This is a genomic window from Bacillus sp. FSL K6-3176 (assembly GCF_038003325.1).
Taxonomy (GTDB): Bacteria; Bacillota; Bacilli; order Bacillales; family Bacillaceae; genus Bacillus; species Bacillus altitudinis.
This window is the reverse complement of record NZ_JBBOOX010000001.1, coordinates 1,196,659-1,219,031: the sequence shown is the minus strand read 5'-3', so window position 1 is coordinate 1,219,031 and position 22,373 is coordinate 1,196,659. Positions and strand designations below refer to the sequence as shown.

Here is a 22,373-nt window from a genome sequence, read left to right as displayed (position 1 = left end):
TTTATATGGTCTTATACTAGTAAGAATAAAATATTTTTATTGCAATTACAACAAAAATGCAGGTTTTTTTAAGATAGTGGGCATTTTGCAAGAGAAAGAAATTGAGAAAGCTGGTTTTAGTAGTGAATGTCGAAGCGGAATTAATGCGAACTATTACGCCACTTATCAGTTTGGTATCTCTTGGCGTTACACTTCTCACTTTTGGTGCCTTTGTTTTTTTGTGATTAACATTTGAAGAAAGTTCTCAGAAAAAATCCCCTAGCCATAAAAGTCAGGGGTTTTACTTTGTTCTTCCCTGAAAAAGACTGATTTAATAAGGTTCTATGATGAGCCATTCTGATAAAAAATGTGTGTTTACTGAAAAGGTTCGTCCCCAATCTGTCCCCATAAAAAAACAGACCCTGTATGGTCTGTTTTAATTTTGCCTATACGTTTTGAGAAATTGTATTTCGATTGATCATTGTCGTGTTTCGATCGATTTTTTGTGGAATGAAAGTTGTATTTCTATTCGACTCCTCCATTGTTGTATTCCGATTTGATGCTGGTTTAATCAAGCTAGATGCTTCATATACACCTGCACCTAGAAGGATAATAGAGCTTATAACAATCATTTTTTTAACACTCATAAAGACACTCTCCTTTTTGAATATTATGTTGGGCTTGAAATGCCTTCCTGTAATATTCTGTTGCTTTTTCAAACTTTCCTCTTTTTTCATGAATCACTGCAAGGTTTTTAGTGAATTCTTCTACGAAAACAAACAACTGCTTTTCTTCAAATGCCTGTAGCATAGCTTGAATCTCTTCCTCATCATTACTTTCATATGTTGTTCTTATAGAACGTATTAATAAAATTTCGTGCGGGTTCTCTTTATGAGAGACAAGTTCCAAAGCTTTATCCACTAATTTGGATGCTTCATCATTTTCTCCTGTCTTATATAGTGCCCAACAGAGGTTAACATATATGACCGATTTTACATCGTCCACACCATCTTCTGATATTTCAAGAGACTCTTGATAATATTGGATAGCCTTTGCATAATCTTGTTTTTTTTCATAATTGTTTCCTATATTTAAAAGTGCCTTGGCAATCAACCTTTTATCCGCTATTTCTTCAGCGATGGAATAGGCTTTATTCAGATGTATTAATGATTTTTCATACTGCTTAAAATCATCATAATTTCCTGCTATTACAAATAAGCATTGAACTTTTCTAATCTTGTATAACTCATACTGATCGTATATTTCAAGCGCCTTTATGATGTGATGCATAGAAACATGAGTTTGTTTCATAATATAGTAGGCTTCAGCCACCTTGAAGTGAAACTCCGCTTGCTCAATATCATCGACAACCAGTGCGAGCTGCCGCTCAGCGATCTTGTAATATTGAATGGCCTGTACATATTCTTTTATACTGAACTCATACATTCCACGAAAAAACGCGTTGTAATACTGCAGCATGCCGGACAATTTATGGTTGGAGTTTTCTATTTTATCTACTAAGTCTGCTATGGATAAAGAGCGCTGCTCTGAGGGTTTAATATAATCAAGCATAAGCTGATGACGAAAGCACATCAATTGATAGTAAATCAGTAAATCCTGGTCTTCTTCCATTCGTTCAATTTCTTGTTCTACCTCAGCTTTCAAAATCTCTGCATCTGGAACACTAAATTGACGAATCATTTTATACCATTCATTTATTTTCACACCAACATGTGAAGAAAGAACTTTCTCCATCCCCTTACTCCCCTTCTACAATATTTCCTTATATTACATTTATTATGACATACAGAAATTTACAAGGCACCGAAAAGAAACCGCAAAAAGAACCAGTGTACATCAATAAACCTTTGGCACATGTCTTTATCCTCACAAAACAAAAAGGCAGACTCATTTCAGTCTGCCTTCATCTTCTAGATTTCCATGAGAATACCTTTTGTCTTCAGGTAATTTGCATTGAATCTAGCCTTTTTTCTTTTAATATTGCATACAATTTCGTGATGTCTAGATCGATCACCTAGCTATATGAGCATCAGGCTACCGTCATATAATGATGAAAGTACTCTTTTCATGGATAACTTTCGACTATTTGTTTAAACATTTTATATCTCCTCCTGAATGTGATTTACTGTATTCAGGAGGAAGCTTTATCTGTTTTTACCACCACAATCATCCTTTCACAAGATATATCATGTTTCTGTTTATTCAAAGACTACCATGACCTTTACCTAAGTTAAAGCCTCCAGCAACTCTTCATAAGTCATCTTGCCCAACGTGAATTTTTCTAGTGCTATATATGTATTCTCCGCTGAGGTATTCATTCTATTATGACAGTCATTCACTAGCTCATGTTCATTTGGTAATGGTTCATGTATATGTTCTGTTTTTCGAAATGCTTCATAGTATCTTATACCAAATATTCTTTGGGACATCGCATTGATGTGAATTCCGTCCGGATTAGGTATAAGGCTTTTCGCAGTAACATAATAACAATTTTCATGATGATTTACATATTTTTGTAGTATCTCATTGATCAGTTGATGTTCCACACATCCTGCGCCAAATGCTGTCTTTCCTAAGAAATCGCCCAAACCACCTATCACAAGCGGAATGTTAGGTACAGATAATTCAGTTCTCAGTTCATGAAATAATCTTCGTATTTTTTCATCGTATTCTTTGTATTTCCCATCTTGGCTGTCACTTTCTCCTTGATGCCATAATATTCCGGCCAATTCGCTATCTTCCCTTGCAAATTTAGCTTCATTTATTGCATGACGAAATAATGCCCCATCTCGTGACCACTCATCAATGGAACTGCCACCTTCGGCACATGGAATAAGACCAATTTTTTCTCCCTCATGATCCTTACACCAAGTCTCCGCGAAGGAAGCCGCCAGTCCTACACCAGCTACCGACCTATCAAAATGAATAGGTTCAGTCATCATTTGCCATCTTCCATTTCGCAGCATCATGATTCTTTCATTATAAATTGGCGGCACTTCATGCTTAAAGCCTCGACCCGCCATATTAGATTGTCCAATTAGTAAAAATGACTTCATATTTTTCTCCCCCTCTCTTCATTTTTCATATTTTTGTTGAAAGAACAGTAAACAGTAATTACTTAGGGTAAGATCCTGATGCATCTATCAATCAGGTGGATCGACTATGATCAATCCACTTAAACCATTTTAACAAGAAGAAATCTCTTGTCCATGTTGTCATATGGGCTGACGTTAAACTTGTGAAAAAAACATATTCATGTATAATACAATTGATGTATCATACATGAATTTTAGGAGGGTGACCTTTTTGAAAAGAGAAGATGCCTTAAAACTAAGATCAGATATTAAGAAAATGATTATAATAACTGGGGTTTTTGAATCTCAAAATTTGCCCAATGGACCATTTGAAAAACCTCTACCAACTTCTCAAATGATGGCGTTAGAGGAAATAGAGATGGAAAAATTAACTGTTTGGCAACTATCCAATAAACTTAGATTAGAGACTTCAACTGTAAGTAGATTGGTAGATAAGTTAGTAAAAAAGGGACTTGTTTATCGTGAAGTAAATGAAAAAAACAGAAGAGAACTTTTTCTGCACCTCACAGAAAAAGGTCACATTACTGTTAATCGCTTAAGAGAACAATCCCTTACATTTTATCAACGTATCCTTAATAATTTATCAGAATCAGAACAAAAAATAGTTGTGGATGGTTTTGAATTATTTATTGATTCTATTTCTAAGTCTTTTGATTAGAGTGAGGTAAATCATACCCTTTGGAGGATAAAATGAGTTTGGATTTTGAACGTCCTATTATTGAACTAAAAGAGAAATTTGATGAATTAAAGAAAATGATGAAAGAACATAATGTAGATTTATCATCAGAAATTCAAGAATTAGAAAAACGTTTAAATAAAATGCAAGATGAAATTTATTCTAATCTTACACCTTTTCAACGAGTTCAAATTGCAAGGCTACGTAACCGGCCCACGACATTGGATTATATACCTTTATTGTTTACAAACTTTTTCGAACTTCATGGTGATCGATTATATGGTGATGATCAAGCAATGATAGGTGGTATTGCAAAATTTAAAGGGATGCCCGTTACGGTTATTGGTCATCAAAGAGGGAGAAGTACAAAGGAAAATATAGAAAGAAATTTTGGAATGGCACATCCAGAAGGTTATAGAAAAGCGCTAAGACTGATGAAACAAGCTGATAAATTTAATCGCCCTATTATTACATTTATTGATACAATTGGCGCCTATCCAGGCAAAGGGTCTGAAGAACGTGGAATTTCTGAAGCGATAGCTCGAAATCTATTGGAAATGGCTACACTTAAAGTGCCAATTGTTTGTATTGTAATTGGAGAGGCATCAAGTGGTGGAGCTCTTGGTATTAGTGTCGGTAACCATATCCATATGTTAGAGTATTCATGGTACTCAGTCATTTCGCCAGAAGGAGCAGCCTCTATCCTATGGAAGGATGCTAAGTATGCTCCAGAAGCTGCTAAACACATGAAAATTTCAGCAAAAGATTTAAAGCATTTAGGAATTATTGATGAAATTATTCCTGAAATTAAGGGTGGAGCACAAAATGATATAAAATCACAGGCAAAATTGATTGAATCTGCAATCGAATCATCTCTTAAAAAATTGATACGATTATCCTCGGAAGAGCTTATACAACAGCGATATGAAAAGTATAGACAAATAGAGAATTATAAATGAAAATATTTAAAATCCGTATCGGATTATCTTCCATCAATACTTTTTCTGAAGGTTCTCAAATCCTCCTCATAAAAAACAGACCATTCAGGGTCTGTTTTCATTTTGACTATATGTTTTGGGATTCTCCATCTCTCAATCGCTGCGCCATATCTAAAGCAAAATAAGTCAAAATGCCATCGCATCCGGCGCGTTTGAACGCCATTAATGATTCTTCAATTACAACATTTGCATCAAGCCAGCCATTCTGAATAGCTGCCATCAACATTGAATATTCTCCACTAACCTGGTAGGCAAAAGTAGGAACTTTAAATTCAGATTTCACCCGATGTATGACATCTAAATAAGGCAGCCCTGGTTTTACCATGACCATGTCCGCGCCCTCATTCAAATCAAGCGCTACCTCTCGAAGGGCTTCATCGCTATTGGCAGAATCCATTTGATAGCTTTTTTTATCCCCAGACAATACATTCCCCAGAGCTTGACGGAAAGGACCATAGAAGCCGGATGCATATTTTACCGCATACGATAGAATTCTTGTATTAACCAGTTCCTTTTCTTCTAAAGCACTCCGTATAGCACCTATACGCCCATCCATCATGTCAGATGGAGCTACAACATCAAAACCAGCTTCCGCAAGTATGATGGCTTGTTCGGATAATCTACTTACACTTTCATCGTTTACGACATAGCCATTACGTAAAATTCCATCTTGCCCATGAGTGGTGTAAGGATCTAATGCAACATCACCGATTAATCCCAGTTCCGGAAATGCCCTCTTAAGCTCGCGGGCAGCCCGACAAATCAAATTATCCGGATTTGTCGCCTCACTCCCATCAGCATCTTTTTTTTCTGGATCGATAACAGGAAATAGCGCAACTGCTGGAATTCCCAATTCTACTGCCTGTCCCACGTGCTCAATAAGACGATCTAGTCCGACTCGCAACTGCCCTGGCAGCGAAACAATTTCTTCCTCTCCCGGTTGTTCCCGAACAAAAACTGGCCAAATGAAGTCATCAGCCGACAACCGATTTTCGGCAACCAATCTGCGGCTCCAGTCATTGTTTCGATTTCTTCTCATCCGAGTGGACGGATAACTCTCCATTAATATCATCTCCTACTGTTTTTTACCTAGTGGTTTTATTATTGCTCAATTATATACCGACTTTAAACAAAAATCCCGATTTTCGGCTGGAATTAACTTTTTCCTGTCTATATAGTACCTTAGATTGCTGACTTAAACCTTAACAGACGTAACGATCCACTTTGCAGAACACTTTCATCGTTTTGGTCCTAAGAATACTTAGAAACAACCTGATGGATAAAAACTGAACAAATATTCATTACCCACAAAACAAAAAAACCTTGCTAGGCAAGGGTTTAAACGATGATTCCGACTGGGCTCAAACCAGCGACCTCTACCCTGTTGTAGAATCCTGTGATTATCACCGATATCCTCTATTCACTTATAAGCCTTGATACATAAGCTTTCCTTACCCTTCTGTATTCTCTGGTGTTCCTTCGTATTTTTTTAAAACCGAAAAAAATGTTACCTTTTTATACACCTGTTTTAAGCTTTATCACCATTAATATATTTCACCAACATAGCTGCTGCGTACATAAAGAATGCAGCGATTAAACCATTCACCATACTTCCAAAAACTACAATCAAAATCTGTCCTGCGTAATCTGTCCATGTCTTATCTGGAAATACAGCAATGTTCCATATACTCACCAGCATATAGAATCCAGTCACAACGATAAACGTCCAAACAACTAACTTTGATTTGAGCATTTATTGACAATCCCCCAGTATCCATTTTCTTCTATGATAACATGGGTTCTTTTCAAATTCTCAATCAGTACAAAGATTATTTCATCTAGATTGATGATTAATCCATTCCAACAAAAATTTCTTCGTCTGCGCTGCTGGATAATACCACTTGTTCCCTATCTTCCTTTTAGGAAAGTTCTCATCAAAGAAAAACTCTTTTTGCATTGTGTTCATACACATGCTCGTTTGACGTTCAAGTTCTTTCGTATTCCAAAATAGCAACTCATTGTCTAATTTTTTTAAATGTTTTTCTAACTCCTCTAAATAAATCTTTCTAACTTCTTCTTTGTCAATTTTAACCTCAATCACTGTCTTCTTTCCTTTCGATTTCAAATAATTCATCAAAAAGTATACGACAGAGATATTGAGGTTTCTATAGCCCTGATTAGCTTGGATTAAATTACAGTAACTTGGTTACATTTATCAAAAATTAATACTCTTCAGCTACTTGCTTGTATGAATTTATCTCTACTGTAATGATGTTTTCTTGTTATCCTTTCAAAACGTATATGAGCAATACACAGAATTGGTTTCTTCAAATAGCTTTAAATTCTCTATTTTTAAACAATCGAAAGTACCTATAGCAATTTTGAGTATAGCTTTACTTTTCATTACCATGTCATACTGAATAACCCGATCGTCCAAGCTTAAAATATCTTTCATAAACATTGCATGTAATTCGAATCTATTATCCTCATATCTAAAGCTAAGTATTTTCATTTTTAATCCCCCTAATTTTATTTCCTTAATTATACAGAGGATTTAGATAGAATGAAAAAAATACCGTAGCTTTAAGTTACACCCATCCTTCGTTCAGCACTTAATGGCAGCTTTCGCCTTTCAGATACATGTACAAATAGGAAAGCATAGTGGTATCCTATCCTCATTTACCATCGACTGAGTCACTACCCTTTTAAGTTTAACGTGTGTTAGCGCATTCCACGACAGTCTTATCCTTAAAAATGGCATCACTAAAGACAACACATTGATCCAGGAGTATAGACTGATTCTATTTAGTTAGGTGAGGTAAACTTTACTTGCCTCGTAAAATGCACGACCTATTGAATACAAACTAAATTAAGTTAGAATGGGCTGGTATCACAGAGCATACCAACCCATCAGATTAGATAGTGCGCCAACACTTTTCTAATCAGCTAGAAATGACGATCATGAGCAGTAGGAATAGCCCTAATGTGCTCATGATTGTTACAAATAGTAACTCATCAATTAACCTTGCATCTAAAAAGAAATTGAATACAATATTATTGAATTCATTGATGATGTAAAGAATGAATTCAATCAAATAAATAAAAAATTAGATAGACAAATAGCCACTTACATTGATGTGTAGATGGTTTTTTCATGCATAAATATGCCCTTTTCAAGATGTAAGAAATTAGTAACTCATCGAATTAAACAAAGACAAACAGCATGTGATTTAAAGCCCATTTATTCTAATTTATGTAAAATCAATTCCTTTCTGTGATATCCTCACTATTGAAAAATGATTAGAAAGGAAGTATTCCAATGAAAAAGTTTTTTGTTAAGATGTTGCTAGTTCTTATATCAGCAGCAGTATTTGTTCCAACAACAGCTACATATGCAACAGAAAACGTCGATCAGAAAGAAGATTTGGTAGTAACTATCAATCCCACTGAACTTCAGAAACAACTTGCTCTAAGGGATGTACCTTTAGAAAAACAAGAAGACTTGCTTCAAGCATTTAAAGCTATTGAGAATGCTAACAATGATCCACTTGCTACTACAAATGGCCCTAAGGGTGCGGCTATTAAGGCAGCAATAAAAGTAATTAAAGGCTTAGTGAATAACGACTGGGCAAAATGGGTTTTACAGCAACGTTTTGGAAAGGAAGCTGTAAATGGTACTGTCAAAAATGCAAACAAGATCATTAAAGAATTAGAAAAAATTATTGATACTCCAAAAAATGCAGCTGGTAGGGCTCGAAAGGTTGTTTCTGCAGAGCTTAAAAAACATATAGACTCAGGTGTAGCTGATACAATTGGACTTGTTGTTGAATACATCGTTCTCACTGCTGATTTACTCATACTTTAGATAAAAGGATGGTGACTAAATATGTCACAAAATCAATTCATTCAGTTCCAAAAATCAAATGGTTTAGACGATGAAGATGTTCAATTCCTCATTACTCTCTCAGGAGCATTTTGCACCTGTGAAGAAGAAAACAAAAAGGCATATGATATAACAAGGACAGCGTTCATTAGACACTTTGGTGAAGAATTAAACCTTTCAGATATTGAAGGAAATACTAGAGAAGAATATGAAGAGATCATCAATCAATTTCTAAGCAAGAAGGATAAAAAAATCAATGTGGACGAGCTTTTACAATCTTTTTATGATGCAGATATGATGGATGGATTAAAAAAGAAATTCAATTAATGGCCTTGGTTTGAAGGTCTTTTTTATTGCCATCAATTACATATAGGCACCTCTCTTTAGAAATACTTGAACATGGAGGTGTTTATAGTGAATGAAAGAAAAAAGAAATTGGAATAGATTGAAGATTACAAAGTAGTTGTTGATGATATTGGCCAAAAAGACAAATTAATTAATCTTATCCTCAAGACGTGGTTTAGGGTTGCCGTCTTTATCTGTTTGATAATCAATGTTCTCAAATTCACGGGCTAAATTTGGTGTTCTCAATGGATCAATGACTATTTCATCTAAATCACCAAGCCATTCCTCACCATATTGAACCGAGTCAGGGCCTTTCTTTGCTCCTGAAACCCTTCTAATGCCGTGTTCCTTTTTAAGCTCGGCTATACTTTTTGGTTCAGCGCTATCGGCTGTAATCTCATTGCTTTCATAGCTTTTGATTTAATCCACTTTGCTAGTTCTCTGTTAGAAACTTTGTGATCATATAATTCATCAAGTGCATATATTTTGCTTCGCTTCTTGTCATAATGCCATCTGACGAAAGCAAGCGGATCTGGACCATAACCAAAGTCAACACCTTGACGTATATTGTCAAAGGAGCGGACCATATCATCAGTTATGCTGCCTTTCTTGATATGATGGTTATCGAATGGAACAACGCCAGTTCCAATTGCTTCCCCAAGATATTCCCATCTATACTTCTTATCATTTTTGACTTTAGTTGTCTCAGCCTCATTGATAAAACGCTTTTGATAGATGAGGGTTGTCTAGGTATGTTGAATGATGAATATACGTGTTCTCAGCAGGGAATGACGTTTCATACTTCTTGTTAACCCAATTTTGCTTACGCTTTGGCGGGTTATAAGTGTAATAGAACGTATAATCAAACTTCCCTGCTCGTTTACGTGGGTTCTCTGTCTTTATTTTGTGTGTTAGTTCTTCACGTAGAACCGAGTTCATAATGGTGCTTACTTCTTCATCTGACTTAAATTCTGCAAGCTCTTCTATCCACATGACACCGATTGGAAAATCAGCGTCTTTGATTGATTTGAGCTTTTCAGGATCATCAGCACCTGCAAAATATATCTTGTTCCCTCTTGGCTTGTATATGATCTCTAACCTAGAAGGAACAAACTTGAATAGATGAGAGACACCCAGCGTTACCGTTGCTTGCTTTATCTGTGCGAAAACTGATTTAACAAGCGTATTCTGTACTTTACGCAGCACGAGAGCGGAAACAGGGTATTCAATAATATCTGTTACCACATCATTACCCACGCTGAATGATTTACCAGAAGCACGGCCACCCTTTAGAACGTAATGAAGATGCTCTTTTGCTCTTCTGTATCTCCAAAACTCACGAAATGCCGGTACCAGCACTTCCGATACTTTAGTCATCGTCATCACCTATATCATCAACAATGTAAACTGGAGCAACGTCACCTAATTCCATTTTCTCGACTTCGGCTTTTGTTTTATCAATGTTCAAGCGCATCTGGTGCCGCCGCACTCTACCTTTAAGCCGATGCTTGGTGTAAAGAATTATCGGAAGCAGTTTACAAAGAACAAAAAACACCCCGAAGGGTGCTTAAATTAGTTTGTAAAGTTCTTTAATTGATTTAGCATAGTTGAATTCATGAGCTTCATTACAATCTTTTGAATCAAATTCAATCTTTTCACCGTTCTCAAAAGTAAAAGTCAAATTAGCTTCTCTTCTTCCACTAAAAGTAAGATTTTTTTTAACAATCCTACTCTTATAGAAATCCAAAGCGAATCGTTCCTCTTTTTGTTTGGCAATGAGTAAACCAGATTCTAAGAAGAAATAATGTTCGGCACTATTGTTATTGAAGGGGTTTTTAGAATAAATAAATTTAATTTCATCTCCCTCAATAAATTCATAAACTCCTTTAGCCATAATCTCATAATAGTCATAATTTGTGTCCGTTATGAAATTTTGAAAATGATTTTTAAAGATCTCAACATATTCCATTTTTTCACCTCCCACCTTTTTATCGGCAGAAAGCGAACACAGGGAACTATTCGCATAATTTGTCGAACGAAATTCACTCTTTTTCTTTCTGTTTCCTAGCGTGGACTTGCTCAAATGTTATTAACATGGCATTTGCATAACCTCTGTTCTTTCTGTCCTTATTAAGGAAAAATAGAAAATAAAAAAGCGTACCGCCTGTAAGGAGAATACCAAAAAAATTTATTACTTCACTTAATCTAGAAAGCATTACAAGAAATGCTACGAATAAAGGCATAATTACATTTAGATACCTTCTGTCAGGAGATAAATTATTATCAATTTGAGTAAATCTTGCTATTGCGAATTCTAGACATTCAATGTTTAAATCAGAGAGTGATGAGACACTTTTTATATAATCTTTCTTTGCTTTACCTTGTTTAAACTCTTCAAAAAAATAAGAAAGTAATTCCTCATTTCGGTAAGTGTAGATGACATCTTCTAACTCCATTAACTTTTTTGAGTAAATTTCATCATCTATTTTTTTTATTTTTTCACTTCGTATTTTATTTTTTTTTGCGTGTTTCTTTTTTTTACCCAACTCTACTCACTCCTCAATATCATTATCGGATAAGATTGATAAAGTTGAGGAGTCTACGAAATTTGTCGAACGAATCCCAAGCTCGCAAGGAAGTGAAAATATATTAATTTGTGGTGACACGTGAATATTACGCCTCCCCGTCCTGCCTTCCATTTTACACTACGGATTTTTCCTCTTTCAACAAGTGCACAAAGTGGCAATATTGGCATAATTGGTCGATGATATTATCTTTCATCTGACGGACCTTTTCACGAGACAGGCCCAAGTGAAGTCCAATGGCACGATAACTCATACCTTCCATCATGCAGTCATAGACCACACGGTTCTTTTCTCCTTCGATTTTACTTGCTGCTGCCTCTATTGCATATACACGCTCTTCAAATTCACGAAGACGTTTAAACAATCTTTCTTCCCTCATATCCATGTCACGCAATTCAGCTTGACTTTTTCCTTTGCTCCCTTTCGGTAAGGTTGCCTCGATGCCGTATTGAGCAACGCCCCAGCTGCGCATAGGAATGTCGGTGCCATATAAAACACGCTGGAGTCGCTGAACCTCTTTCGTCATCCAGTGATAATTGCGAATGAGTCCTTCAATCTGTTTTTTATTCATGGTGCCACTCCTTTCTAAGAAATAAAAAAAGGACACCAATCAGCACCACTAAAAGGTGTTGATCAGTGTCCGCAGGCTCTCCGTCTTGGACTATTTCAAACAATCATGTCTGTCACACTATCTAAATACTTTGAAACCATACAAAAATACACAAATCAAGCTGATTTGTTATTTTCTTCTTCGATATCTTTTATACAAACCTCAATCATTTCCTCTATAAAAGATAATCTGGTTTTATTACCTGAAAATAAAAAAATGATGTTAATCAAAACAAACACAAATAATAAGGTTATAAATATATAAGTCATAATACTATTCATAAGTGGATTAGCTTCAGGATTACCAAAGTAGTTAATAACAGCTTCTTGTCTGATAACAAAAACAAATAAAGGACCTGAAATTAATGCAATTAATGTTTGCATAATTGTTGCAAAATTCCCCTTACTGTTTTTAGCCCTTACATATGCTTTGAGCATCCTTAGTTTAGTTAAGTCATGTTTAGTATATGTTAAGAGTTGTTTACGAAAGTAATCTAAATTTTCCATAAGATCTTCTTTATTAATTTTCTTTTTTTTAGTTTCATTTAGAAATTGATCTTTATTATAAAGAATCGGAATATCTAACCATTCATATATATTTTTAGGTACTTTCAAATATTCGGGGTTAATTTTAAATAATGATTGTATGATAAATACATACATTAATAAATATATTGAGAAAACCCAAAAATTATATGACAAAGTATTATCTACAAACACATTGATAAGCATTGTTATAATCATAATAATAAATAATATGCCTATCATTGCGACGTAAAAGTTTATTTTTTTTAAAAATTTGATTAATCTTATCTTTAAAATATCTCAAAACAGAAACACCCCTAGTATCATAAAATAGTTTCATCAAGCTGCGATTTAAATGCTTACTTAAAAGAGAACGCTAATAATTATTGTTGACTATAATCACCTTTATACATTTTACTCAAAAATTGTATATTTTTATAGAATTAAATATACAAATCTCAAATTCAGAGTTTTAACTAAGCCTCTAGCTTAAGTATACTTTTAAAAAAACGAACGCAAGTTCTTATTTTAGTGTATAATATGTTTATTCCCGTACCTTGAAGGCATGACGGATCTTAGAAAAAATTTCGCTATAGTTTAGAAATGCACAAAGCAGCTTCGGTTTCGTTTCAATGCCTGAATGGTATATGGAAGATTTACAGAAATATTATTTGTGGTGGAGGAAAGAAAAAATGAAAGTTGGTGAAGATTGGGAAGGTGGAACTTTTGAATTCTTATTCCACAACGGAAGTGGAAAACCATTTTATTATACAACCCCAACTGCTCGATGGGATAAGTTCAGAAAGAAAGCTGAGATAAAAAAATAAGACTTCATGATCTAAGGCATACAATGGTTACTCTTCTTATTGAAGCTGGAGCTCAAATGAAAGCCATACAAAAAAGAACTGGTCATGAAAGCCTCAAGGTACTTTCTGATACCTATAGTCATGTGACAGAAAAAGTTGATAAAGATACAGCTGATAAATTCGATGTATTTAAAACAGCTCGGAGCGAAACCGCAAATTAATTTAAATAATTTTTAGGCCATTTGATCAATTTCATAACTTTTTTTGAAAGAATGGCCCCACAATGGCCCCACAAGTCTAAATCTTTGTTTTATGAGAAAAGATAAAAACAAAAAAACCCTTGCTACACAAGGGTTTCAACGATGATTCCGACTGGGCTCGAACCAGCGACCTCTACCCTGTCAAGGTGAATGACCTCACCCGAAGCAAACGGACGTTCTCTGAAAAAGACTGATTTAATAAGGTTCTATGATGAGCCTTTCTGATAAAAAATGTGCATTTCTGAAGAAAACTGAAAGGGTTCGTCCCCAATCCGTCCCCATAAAAAACAGACCCCTAAAGGCCTGTTTTTTATTTAATTTATCTAATGAGAAACCTTTATCTGCAAATAACATTGTAGTTCAGCTTTTGCATTAATCGTGCTGTCCATCCTCTGCCCTTTTATTGGTAACACCTTGAGAAATTCCCTCGTGTAAATTACTATCCCGTTTTAACTCTCTCCTCCACCACTTAATTAAATAGTGATAGCAATCATTAAGACGCTCGTCAACTTTCGGGCCTTCAATGATTTTGACTTTCACCTCAAATCACCTCCTGCAAGAAAAACAAGTTTACCAGTAGATATAAAAAAGACCTGACTGAGTTTCAGCCAGGTTCATGAAGGGGTCAATCTAATTCTTATTATAACGAAATTGAAACAACAATTCAAACATACGTTCTCTTCAATTAGAGCTAATAAAAGAAAACGAAAAGCGCTGTATATATTTACAAAAATTCATTTTAATTCAAATCTAGTGTATGATATGTAAAACAGTTACTTATTAAATTGAGGTGAGATAATAGTGTTTACGCTAACTCCATACGGTAGATCTAGAATAAACAAGGGATTTCATTTAGTCAGTGATAATTGGAACGATTTTGGGTTCTACACCCTATTTAAGCTTTTTTATATAGATGATCTTAACCATGAAACAGAAATAGGTCATTTAAAAATTGGGTTTAGAGGTCAAGAAGCAGGGGCTACCTCTTTACCTACTAATTTTTATGAGTTAGGTGATGAATATTTTTCATTGGGTTTTTTAGATTATTATAGCAACCTTCGCGACTTAGGGGATGAAGTAAGAATAAAATGTTTAAAAGGTTTAAACGACATTGCATACAATGAACAGATATGTAAGCAAGTAATTAATGAAAAAGTTGTAATAAAATCATTGTTAAGAGAAACAAACATAAAAACAGTAAATAATCAATATAGAAGGATTGCACATGGGGGATCTACTCTAACTGAATTTAATTTTAATTTTAATATTCCAGGCATCCAAGACTCTTTTAAATTTGAAGTTATTCCTGAATCTCTCCCCCCTACTAATATTCATACAATTATTGGTACTAATGGTTCTGGTAAAACCACAACCCTTAAAGGAATCGTTTCAGGTTATTTAAATGAAGAACTAAATGAAGATTTTTCAAATGCAATTTATATATCTTTTAGCATTTTTGATAAACATAATTCTACTGATGATATTCGCAAAGATTATTATTATGTCGGGGCTAAAGATGGGTTAAAAACAAAGTCACAAGAAGATTTAAAAAGAGAGTTTAATAAATCAATATGTAATATTTTTTCAAAGAAAAGGTACTATATCTTTGAGAAAGTTTTTAATATTTTGCGCGCAGATTATAATTTAGATAGCATCGGCTTTAATGAGTTATTAAGTGATTTTTCATCTTCAGTGTATAATGATCCCCTTAATACTGATATTCAAAATACAGAGTTTAGTAGGGTATTTAGCACTTTGAGTTCTGGGCATCAAATTATTTTGTTGTCTATGGCAAAAATTGTAGAGTTAGTAGTTGAGAAAACCTTAATCATTATTGATGAGCCCGAAACACATCTTCATCCCCCACTACTATCCGCTTTTGTTCGTGCAATATCTGATATTACAACAACTCATAATGCAGTAGCAATTTTAGCAACTCACTCACCGGTTGTATTACAAGAGGTTCCTAGATCATGTGTATCGATTATAAGAAAATTTGGAAGTAATATAGCAATTCAGAAACCTCGGTTTGAAACATTTGGAGAGAACGTTGCAGTTTTAACTGAGGAAGTATTTGGTTTAGAAATTCCTAAAACAGGATTCCATACACTATTGAGGAAAAAAGTTGAAGAACTTAGAAACTACGAAACCGTTCTTGATGCCTTTAATAATGAACTTAGTATTGAAGCTAAGTCAATAATTAGAACATATTTAAATGAATTAGAATTAGAGGATTAATCAATGTATAAATTGAATTTGCCTAAATTTAAAATTGAAGATTATTTCGAAGAACTTTTAGTAGACCGACATAACAATACTAAAAACAATTTTCTTACGAATCGATTAATTGCAGCAAAAGAAAGATTCGTTGAAGCTGAAAATTCATATTTTAACTTGGCCTCTACTAAGTCTCTTCATCAAATCAATCCTATAGATAGTATTAATCTTCCTGAGATGGAAAAAGGGGTAGAACATAATATTAGTACTTCAGAAATGAAGAAGGTTTATGAAGAATATTTTGTTGATAGGCCCTTTTCAAAAAAAATTGGTCGAGAAGTATATGAATCTATTCTTGCAAATTCGGATTACAACCTATGTCCTTATTGTTCACAAAGAGAAGTAAAAACAGTTGATCATTTTCTCCCCAAATCAAAATACATGCTGTTCGCAATAACACCAATAAATTTATTACCTTGCTGCTCAGATTGTAATAAAGAAAAGCTTGATAAACAGAGCCTTGATGAAAATGAAATGCTGATACATCCTTATTTCGATGACTTAGATGAGATCGATTGGTTGAATTGTAGAGTAATTGAAGATACGTTACCTGTAAACTTCACATATGAGGTCTCTGATTCAATAACAGACTACACCTTACGTTCACGAATAAATTATCAATTTAACTTGTTAGAGTTAGGTAAACTATATGCTGATAATGCCGCTAGAGAATTCACCAGAAGATTGACTTCTCTAATTAGAGAGTATAATTCTAATCCTACGAACAAAGCAAAAGATTTTTTAAATGATAACTACCTAACAAATAAATATGTAAATTTAAATTCGTGGCAAACAAAATTATTTTTAGCACTTAAACAATCTGAATGGTTTGCTGAATTTGCTCTTCCAAGATTAGAAGAATTTTATATGAAGAAATAAACATTCTAATGATTACTCTTGTGTTACCTTAATAAAAGAGTTTTAAACAGCGGTTTTATTGAACAAGAATTTATAATATTCCAGAAAATCAGGACATCTATTTTTCACTTAAACTAAAAGAGAGACAATTGCCTCTCTTTTTCACCTTTTAATATTTGTAAATAATCAAATAATTTTTTACAATAGTACTTGTTTGTATATATCTTTTGTTATTGTCGGTATTAGTATTGTCCTCTAAAGCAATGCAATATTCTCTTAACTAAGTCTAGCAGTTCCTTAATAAAGGAAACTTGTTTCCATAGCAATATTTTCTCCGAGATTCACTAAAAGTGGGTCATCATTTTTTTCTAAAAATTTAGCTATTTGATGCAGAATCTCACTAATTTTTTCGTTGATCGGCATATTTTGATTTAATAAGAAAATGCAGAGAATCGTATCAGCTACTTGATAAAGCACATCTTCATCTTTTGTATTTTCAATGTGATATTGCATCTTTTTAAATAACCATTCAATTTCTTTCAAATCAACCATCGGGTAATACTGAATTTTATACAGATTACCTTCATCAAGGACGTCCAATTCAAATATGGCTTCAAGTTCTTCTTTGCTTAAATGAACTTCAGAAAGTTCATTTTCACCTTCTGCTGCTTCTTCATCAACAGTGTACTCAACTGTATAAAGCCCCTCAATGAATTCATCAAAGGAATCTGCTAATTTAAAATCTTCTTCCATCTCAACATCAAAATAATGAATTGCAGGATTCTCTTTCGTTTTTCTATAATCCATAGCTACCCAAGTATGGCCATCCCCGTTAATCAAAACAAGCCCTTCTGGCAGCTCCCACTCTTTTATTAAGTAGGCACTATCCATAATCCCTTCATCTTCAGCAATTCCCAGCAGGTGATTAAATTGAATATGATCCTCAGCCCATGAATTAGAGTGAGTGGTTGGAAAAGCATTATGAATGGTATTACCACCATTCTGCTCTAATATGAGCTTTTTATATGTATCTGGCAAAGTGACACCAAGTTTCTTTTCAGCCTTAGCTACTTCTTCTGCAGTGATCTTTTTTAACGTATAGTAACCTTCTTCGTCTATTTCCCAAAAAGATTTCAAAGTTTATTTCCTCCTAGTGTCATTTAACAAAATTCTTTTGCGAACTTATATTCTATCAAACTGTTTTTGGTGGTGATTGTATGTCTGATCTCGAGAGAAAGATTTATCGAATTATTTATAATATGAGCCGCTTCCGTAAGAATCCAACAATTGATGATCTGAAAAGAAAAACAGGTAAAGACGAGAAGACTGTTAGGAAAGCAGTCAAAAAACTTCTGGAAAAAGAAGAATTGAAATGGGATAAAGAGAAAAGAGAATGGCGGTTTTAGTATCAGCTAACTACTGTCTGCTACACTAAAAAGAGCAACTTCCAAGTCAGAAGTTGCCCCTTTATCTTAATCTTCAGGATCCTCAAAGATGCCGAGAATTTCATTGACGTCTATTTTATAAAGCTCATACAGACGGTCTTCCGTCACTTCATCATCATCTAATATTCTTGAATTGTAATATAATAGAATTGTTTGAATTTGGAATTTTGCCTTATATCTTCAAGTCCCCATATAATTTCAAATCATATGCTGCTGCCAAACGTCGCAGTGATGTCTTTTCCATTTGATTGGTGGAAGTCGCAAAATTTTGCTCAATTTGTTCTTTAACATAAGCTTCAATTTCTTCATCTCTAAAATTATCAATATTATAAACAACTAAATCGATTTTTCTTGAATTATTGAACTCTTCATTAAGAATATCGCCGATATTGTTATAATTCTGCCTATTAAATCTGCTTATACTATTTTGCATTTCCTCTAGAGAACCATGGTTTTGTATTCTTTGTAAAATCTTTTCCTTTTCTTCTGTTGTAATATCAACTTTTTCTAAATCAACATCCTTGACGTATTTGGCAAAAGGTATTCTGGAATGTGATGATTGAGAAGCAACATACCTTAAAGCTACATCAGTCATTATCTCCTGTTTACCGAAGACATAATCGTTCATGTAAGATATTGCATTGGGCATCTTATAAATATGAGCCTTGTCTCCTAAAGCCAAAACTATCGGTTTTCCAGTATCTATTTTGTCTTCAATCGCATCTAGTTCCTGTGGAGATAAAAGTACAGCATCTAATGAACCCTTTTTACCTTTATCGACAACAAGCTTTTTTATTACCTGATGATATTTCCGAACATGGTATGGCGATAACCCTTGATTAACCTTTGTCAATTCTTCAAACAATTTTTTGAAATTATCAGTTTTTAATAGTGTATAGTGCCACCCTTTATTATGATCACTTAATTTTTCTTCAAGAATCGATTCATTGCCTTCGTCTCTTTCAACAATTATTATACGTTGAGCTGATTTTCTGGAGTCTTCTTTTGGAAGTTGTGAAGCAAAGTCTGATATCATATTTTGAACATTTACATCTGTTAATGAATAGCCTAAAAAAATAATTGGAGATTGAACTAAAGCAGCAATTAATTTAGCACTTATCAAAATTGACTTCTTATCATAAAGATCATAGTCACTCTTAGTAATCACAATAGAGTTTGGATCTTCAACACTTCCATGAATTTTAAATAATTCTGACCATCCTTCTGTTTGGTCAAAAAAACCTCGGTGCCCAACATATGTGGTTATTTTTCCGTCATATTCATAATTAAAAATATCTTCTATAAATGTGTCATAATTAGTTGTAACAATAATTTGAGCTTTTCTTATGAATTGTGTGAATAGTTCTATTTCAGATTGACAGTCTTCCTTAAATTGATATGTTTTAAACTTTTCAGCAATAGATTTTTTAAATGGAGAGATTTTATCTTGATATGCAGTTTGAACATCTAAATTTGGCACTTTAATTTTTTCTTCCATAAACAATTCGTTAAATTGAGTTTCTATCTCCTGAGCCGCTCTTATATTTGTTAAATAAGTTAGTTCATCTTTAGAAATATTTTGATGTTCCTTTTCAATTTCACGGCTTATTTTACTAAGGTATCCGTAAAAATTCAAATTCTCATTCAATTTTTCCCAATATTCTTTTAATAGTTCATCCCAACTGGGGAAATTTTCTAAATATCTTTTTGACATACCTGATCCTATAAATATTATTGGATATTCATTGTTTTCCTCCAAGTTCCTCAATACACCCATTTTTTTGTCGCCCCTTTTAATCATTAATAACAAATGATTCGATATAAATTAGTCATTAGGATAAATTATACATAAAATATCAAAATAATGAAATAAGTAGGTATTCTAATCAGTAAAGTACCGTTTAATTTTTTAAGAGACTCTTTATTTTCCTTTCTGTTTCTGTTCCATAATTCCCATCAGAAACAAGCCCACGCATAAACAGGAAAAGAAAACGCACTAATTTATCATGAGCCTTATAACCAACTTCCCCTTAAAAAAAACCCTATCCCATAATAGACAGGGCTTTTACTTATTTCAATGATTTTTCAAGAACTGCTTTAGTCTTTGGACCATAGATGCCGTCTGCTGTGAGTCCATGCATCAATTGGAATCGTTTGACCGCATTTGCTGTTTTTGGCCCATAGTAGCCGTCTATTCCATTGTTTTTGGCTCCCTTTTCAGGATAGAAATATACAGCAGCCAGTGCCTCCTGCAATGCTTTTACTCCAGCGCCCTTTGTCAAAGGCTTGGTTACTTTAATAATGCCAGATGGCAAGTTAAACGATTTTTTAGGCTTACTCGCTTTTGGCTTGGATGGTGTATTTTTGACAGGTGTTGCTTCCACAGGCTTCGCTGTTGCCTTGTTACTTGTATGAGCGGTTGCAATACCCGCTTTGAAGCTGTCCCAGCGATTAAGCAACTTTCGTGGGCATTCTTTGCCGCTCCATCTCTTATGTGGCACAACGTTGGCCAATGGAATGCCTTGCTCAGTCATCAGCTGACGAATTAGCCATTGGGCGTTCTCAACTGCCTTTTCAAAGTCCCCATCAGCATTCTCACAAATTTCGATACCAATTGATCTCATATTGCCGGTTCCCCGACCATCTCCCGCATGCCAACCGTTTTCGTTTAGCGGCAAATGCTGATAGATACAATTTTCATCCACAGTAAAGTGCCAGCTTACCCCCGTGCTAGATCGCTTAACAAAACTAGCGTGATTAGCTGCGTCTGCTCCTTTTTTAGTATTAGCAGTATTGTGGACCGTAATATATAAAGGCTTCATGTAGTTGCCAGGACGGTTCTTGTTGCTTTTCGGAATATAATCTTTAATGATTTTTACCACGTTCATCGTCTCCTTTTTGGTCTATTAAACATAAAAAGAGCCACCTCATGGCAGCTCCTTACTTCGTTAATCCTTTTTGTTGCAGCGCTTCTTTTTGGGCTTTCCCTCGACTTGTCACATAGTTGTTTTTGAACCATGCGACAAGAGTTGTTACTAACGTAAAGACCATTGAGAAGGCAAGGTACAATGTCTCAGCCAACGAAGTGACTTGGTCCTCACTGATCGGCAAGATTGGCTTGCCAAATAGAATTAAAGTTTGGTTGATTAATGCCATAAAAAGAAGCACTGTACGGATCACAGTGCCTTTGTCGAAGTTTTTCATAATTGTTTCCTCCTACTATTTTAAATTCCGTTCAATTTTATCGAGTTTATCGATCACCACGTCATACTTCTCACTAAACTTTGCTAAGACTTCATTTTGTGCCTCAATTTGCTCATTGAGCTTGTTTTCTCTTTCTTTTGTCGTGTTGAGAACATAAAACAGAACCCAACAAAAAAGAACCGCAAATGGTCCTTGTGTCATCAAATATTGAGCCAAATCCATTTCCACCATACTCACCTACTCCCTCACTTGATCACCCCCTTAAAGAAGGCAAAATAAAAAGCCCCTCTAGGCTTCGTACTGTTCTCCCGTTATTTCTTGATAGTCTTCTTTGTTAATCCAACCGATTTCTACATAAAAGGCAATGTCTTCAGGACCGTAACACTTCCACTCCCAAAACTGCTTTATATCTGCAACTGTTGGATATATCATGATTTTTCACCACCCTTCAACTCCTGAATCTCAGTCATGAGTTGGGCCAATTGTTTCGCCATTTGTGCTTCGCGCAGTTTGGCTGCAGCTGCTTCCTTTGACAGTTCAGTCAATTGTTTAGTTAAGACCGCATTTTGCTGCTTTAGTAACTCAATATCATACGGCGGTTGCTCTGTTTGTAAGCTATCAATGTATTCTTGGGTTGCCGACTCACTCCATGTCTTACTTGAAGGATTGTATTTTGCGATGTACAACCCTTCTTGCGGTTGAACATCTGTAAAACCCTCTGGAATTTCAGCATCATCGGGTATTTCTTTATCTCCACCAGGTATATACTTAAATTCCTCATCGTACGCGTATATTGGCTTCATATGA

General features: G+C 34.6%; 28 protein-coding genes and 1 pseudogene. 9 read left to right on the top strand and 20 right to left on the bottom strand.

Annotated elements, in window-relative coordinates; all coding sequences use genetic code 11:
• Positions 1–425 precede the first annotated feature (425 nt).
• The 3 genes from MHB38_RS06310 to MHB38_RS06300 all read right to left on the bottom strand — a co-directional run bounded on the left by MHB38_RS06310 (position 426) and on the right by MHB38_RS06300 (position 3,056).
• Complete coding sequence (locus tag MHB38_RS06310) at positions 426–626, bottom strand: hypothetical protein (RefSeq protein WP_008348369.1); 201 nt, start codon at positions 624–626, stop codon at positions 426–428.
• On the bottom strand, positions 616–1,734 hold the full coding sequence (locus tag MHB38_RS06305) for a response regulator aspartate phosphatase (protein ID WP_008348370.1): 1,119 nt from the start codon (positions 1,732–1,734) through the stop codon (positions 616–618). Before MHB38_RS06305 ends, MHB38_RS06310 begins: the two co-directional genes overlap by 11 nt.
• A gap of 491 nt (positions 1,735–2,225) precedes the next feature.
• Positions 2,226–3,056: a sialate O-acetylesterase gene (locus tag MHB38_RS06300; protein WP_019743044.1), complete on the bottom strand. Its 831-nt coding sequence runs from the start codon at positions 3,054–3,056 to the stop codon at positions 2,226–2,228.
• A 250-nt stretch (positions 3,057–3,306) separates the two neighbouring features.
• On the opposite strand from MHB38_RS06300, the gene MHB38_RS06295 reads away from it, so the two are divergent.
• A complete protein-coding gene (locus MHB38_RS06295; RefSeq protein WP_008348375.1) occupies positions 3,307–3,753 on the top strand; it encodes a MarR family winged helix-turn-helix transcriptional regulator in 447 nt (148 codons plus the stop codon).
• Between the two features lie 32 nt (positions 3,754–3,785).
• Entirely contained in the window at positions 3,786–4,730 is a 945-nt protein-coding gene (locus tag MHB38_RS06290) for an acetyl-CoA carboxylase carboxyltransferase subunit alpha (protein ID WP_017359642.1), read from the top strand.
• 106 nt (positions 4,731–4,836) lie between these two features.
• Here the strand turns inward: MHB38_RS06290 and hemB are convergent, their stop codons facing one another.
• The 4 genes from hemB to MHB38_RS06270 all read right to left on the bottom strand — a co-directional run bounded on the left by hemB (position 4,837) and on the right by MHB38_RS06270 (position 7,281).
• Positions 4,837–5,832 (bottom strand): porphobilinogen synthase, encoded by a 996-nt coding sequence (hemB, locus tag MHB38_RS06285; RefSeq protein ID WP_017359643.1) that lies wholly within the window; start codon positions 5,830–5,832, stop codon positions 4,837–4,839.
• A gap of 465 nt (positions 5,833–6,297) precedes the next feature.
• Positions 6,298–6,522, bottom strand: a complete 225-nt coding sequence (locus MHB38_RS06280; protein ID WP_017359644.1) for a hypothetical protein — start codon at positions 6,520–6,522, stop codon at positions 6,298–6,300.
• An 81-nt stretch (positions 6,523–6,603) separates the two neighbouring features.
• Positions 6,604–6,870, bottom strand: coding sequence for a hypothetical protein (locus tag MHB38_RS06275; RefSeq protein ID WP_039956503.1), 267 nt, complete (start codon positions 6,868–6,870; stop codon positions 6,604–6,606).
• Between the two features lie 189 nt (positions 6,871–7,059).
• Positions 7,060–7,281 carry a hypothetical protein gene (locus MHB38_RS06270; protein WP_017359646.1) on the bottom strand — a complete coding sequence of 74 codons (222 nt, stop codon included), beginning with the start codon at positions 7,279–7,281 and terminating at the stop codon, positions 7,060–7,062.
• Between the two features lie 807 nt (positions 7,282–8,088).
• Here MHB38_RS06270 and MHB38_RS06265 point away from each other — a divergent pair.
• Positions 8,089–8,634, top strand: coding sequence for a hypothetical protein (locus MHB38_RS06265; protein WP_008348384.1), 546 nt, complete (start codon positions 8,089–8,091; stop codon positions 8,632–8,634).
• 21 nt (positions 8,635–8,655) lie between these two features.
• Positions 8,656–8,979, top strand: coding sequence for a hypothetical protein (locus tag MHB38_RS06260; protein WP_008348386.1), 324 nt, complete (start codon positions 8,656–8,658; stop codon positions 8,977–8,979).
• A 168-nt stretch (positions 8,980–9,147) separates the two neighbouring features.
• On the opposite strand, the pseudogene MHB38_RS06255 reads toward MHB38_RS06260, so the two are convergent.
• The 5 genes and pseudogenes from MHB38_RS06255 to MHB38_RS06235 all read right to left on the bottom strand — a co-directional run.
• A pseudogene (locus MHB38_RS06255) lies at positions 9,148–10,380 on the bottom strand (PBSX family phage terminase large subunit); the annotation flags it as partial.
• A 184-nt stretch (positions 10,381–10,564) separates the two neighbouring features.
• Positions 10,565–10,966, bottom strand: a complete 402-nt coding sequence (locus tag MHB38_RS06250) for a hypothetical protein (protein ID WP_144610184.1) — start codon at positions 10,964–10,966, stop codon at positions 10,565–10,567.
• A 73-nt stretch (positions 10,967–11,039) separates the two neighbouring features.
• Positions 11,040–11,543 (bottom strand): hypothetical protein, encoded by a 504-nt coding sequence (locus tag MHB38_RS06245; RefSeq protein WP_035700353.1) that lies wholly within the window; start codon positions 11,541–11,543, stop codon positions 11,040–11,042.
• A 154-nt stretch (positions 11,544–11,697) separates the two neighbouring features.
• Positions 11,698–12,153, bottom strand: a complete 456-nt coding sequence (locus MHB38_RS06240) for a hypothetical protein (RefSeq protein WP_008348394.1) — start codon at positions 12,151–12,153, stop codon at positions 11,698–11,700.
• A gap of 155 nt (positions 12,154–12,308) precedes the next feature.
• The gene (locus MHB38_RS06235) at positions 12,309–12,923 is read right to left on the bottom strand and encodes a hypothetical protein (protein WP_052006297.1); all 615 of its coding nucleotides are present in this window, start codon (positions 12,921–12,923) and stop codon (positions 12,309–12,311) included.
• Between the two features lie 485 nt (positions 12,924–13,408).
• On the opposite strand from MHB38_RS06235, the gene MHB38_RS06230 reads away from it, so the two are divergent.
• Both MHB38_RS06230 and MHB38_RS06225 read left to right on the top strand, forming a co-directional pair.
• Positions 13,409–13,543 (top strand): hypothetical protein, encoded by a 135-nt coding sequence (locus MHB38_RS06230; protein WP_255201842.1) that lies wholly within the window; start codon positions 13,409–13,411, stop codon positions 13,541–13,543.
• Between the two features lie 23 nt (positions 13,544–13,566).
• Positions 13,567–13,743, top strand: coding sequence for a hypothetical protein (locus MHB38_RS06225; RefSeq protein ID WP_080770808.1), 177 nt, complete (start codon positions 13,567–13,569; stop codon positions 13,741–13,743).
• 411 nt (positions 13,744–14,154) lie between these two features.
• Here MHB38_RS06225 and MHB38_RS06220 read toward each other — a convergent pair whose 3' ends face one another.
• Positions 14,155–14,322 (bottom strand): hypothetical protein, encoded by a 168-nt coding sequence (locus MHB38_RS06220; protein ID WP_182489103.1) that lies wholly within the window; start codon positions 14,320–14,322, stop codon positions 14,155–14,157.
• Positions 14,323–14,583: 261 nt separating this feature from the next.
• Here MHB38_RS06220 and MHB38_RS06215 point away from each other — a divergent pair, with 261 nt between their 5' ends.
• Positions 14,584–16,020: an AAA family ATPase gene (locus MHB38_RS06215; protein WP_341002903.1), complete on the top strand. Its 1,437-nt coding sequence runs from the start codon at positions 14,584–14,586 to the stop codon at positions 16,018–16,020.
• Positions 16,021–16,023: 3 nt separating this feature from the next.
• Positions 16,024–16,938 carry an HNH endonuclease gene (locus MHB38_RS06210; RefSeq protein WP_341002901.1) on the top strand — a complete coding sequence of 305 codons (915 nt, stop codon included), beginning with the start codon at positions 16,024–16,026 and terminating at the stop codon, positions 16,936–16,938.
• Positions 16,939–17,214: 276 nt separating this feature from the next.
• Here the strand turns inward: MHB38_RS06210 and MHB38_RS06205 are convergent, their stop codons facing one another.
• A complete protein-coding gene (locus MHB38_RS06205) occupies positions 17,215–18,054 on the bottom strand; it encodes an SMI1/KNR4 family protein (protein WP_341002899.1) in 840 nt (279 codons plus the stop codon).
• A gap of 80 nt (positions 18,055–18,134) precedes the next feature.
• Here MHB38_RS06205 and MHB38_RS06200 point away from each other — a divergent pair, with 80 nt between their 5' ends.
• Positions 18,135–18,323: a BlaI/MecI/CopY family transcriptional regulator gene (locus MHB38_RS06200; RefSeq protein ID WP_341002897.1), complete on the top strand. Its 189-nt coding sequence runs from the start codon at positions 18,135–18,137 to the stop codon at positions 18,321–18,323.
• Between the two features lie 211 nt (positions 18,324–18,534).
• Here MHB38_RS06200 and MHB38_RS06195 read toward each other — a convergent pair whose 3' ends face one another.
• The 6 genes from MHB38_RS06195 to MHB38_RS06170 all read right to left on the bottom strand — a co-directional run bounded on the left by MHB38_RS06195 (position 18,535) and on the right by MHB38_RS06170 (position 22,369).
• On the bottom strand, positions 18,535–20,139 hold the full coding sequence (locus tag MHB38_RS06195) for an SIR2 family protein (protein ID WP_341002895.1): 1,605 nt from the start codon (positions 20,137–20,139) through the stop codon (positions 18,535–18,537).
• A gap of 292 nt (positions 20,140–20,431) precedes the next feature.
• The gene (locus MHB38_RS06190) at positions 20,432–21,244 is read right to left on the bottom strand and encodes a peptidoglycan recognition protein family protein (RefSeq protein WP_341002893.1); all 813 of its coding nucleotides are present in this window, start codon (positions 21,242–21,244) and stop codon (positions 20,432–20,434) included.
• A 58-nt stretch (positions 21,245–21,302) separates the two neighbouring features.
• Positions 21,303–21,566 carry a phage holin gene (locus MHB38_RS06185; protein ID WP_046343279.1) on the bottom strand — a complete coding sequence of 88 codons (264 nt, stop codon included), beginning with the start codon at positions 21,564–21,566 and terminating at the stop codon, positions 21,303–21,305.
• A 15-nt stretch (positions 21,567–21,581) separates the two neighbouring features.
• Positions 21,582–21,794, bottom strand: a complete 213-nt coding sequence (locus tag MHB38_RS06180) for a BhlA/UviB family holin-like peptide (protein ID WP_025092921.1) — start codon at positions 21,792–21,794, stop codon at positions 21,582–21,584.
• 60 nt (positions 21,795–21,854) lie between these two features.
• A complete protein-coding gene (locus MHB38_RS06175; protein WP_041506910.1) occupies positions 21,855–21,998 on the bottom strand; it encodes an XkdX family protein in 144 nt (47 codons plus the stop codon).
• Positions 21,995–22,369, bottom strand: coding sequence for a hypothetical protein (locus tag MHB38_RS06170; protein WP_216099062.1), 375 nt, complete (start codon positions 22,367–22,369; stop codon positions 21,995–21,997). The genes MHB38_RS06175 and MHB38_RS06170 overlap by 4 nt, the downstream gene beginning before the upstream one ends.
• Positions 22,370–22,373: the final 4 nt, after the last annotated feature.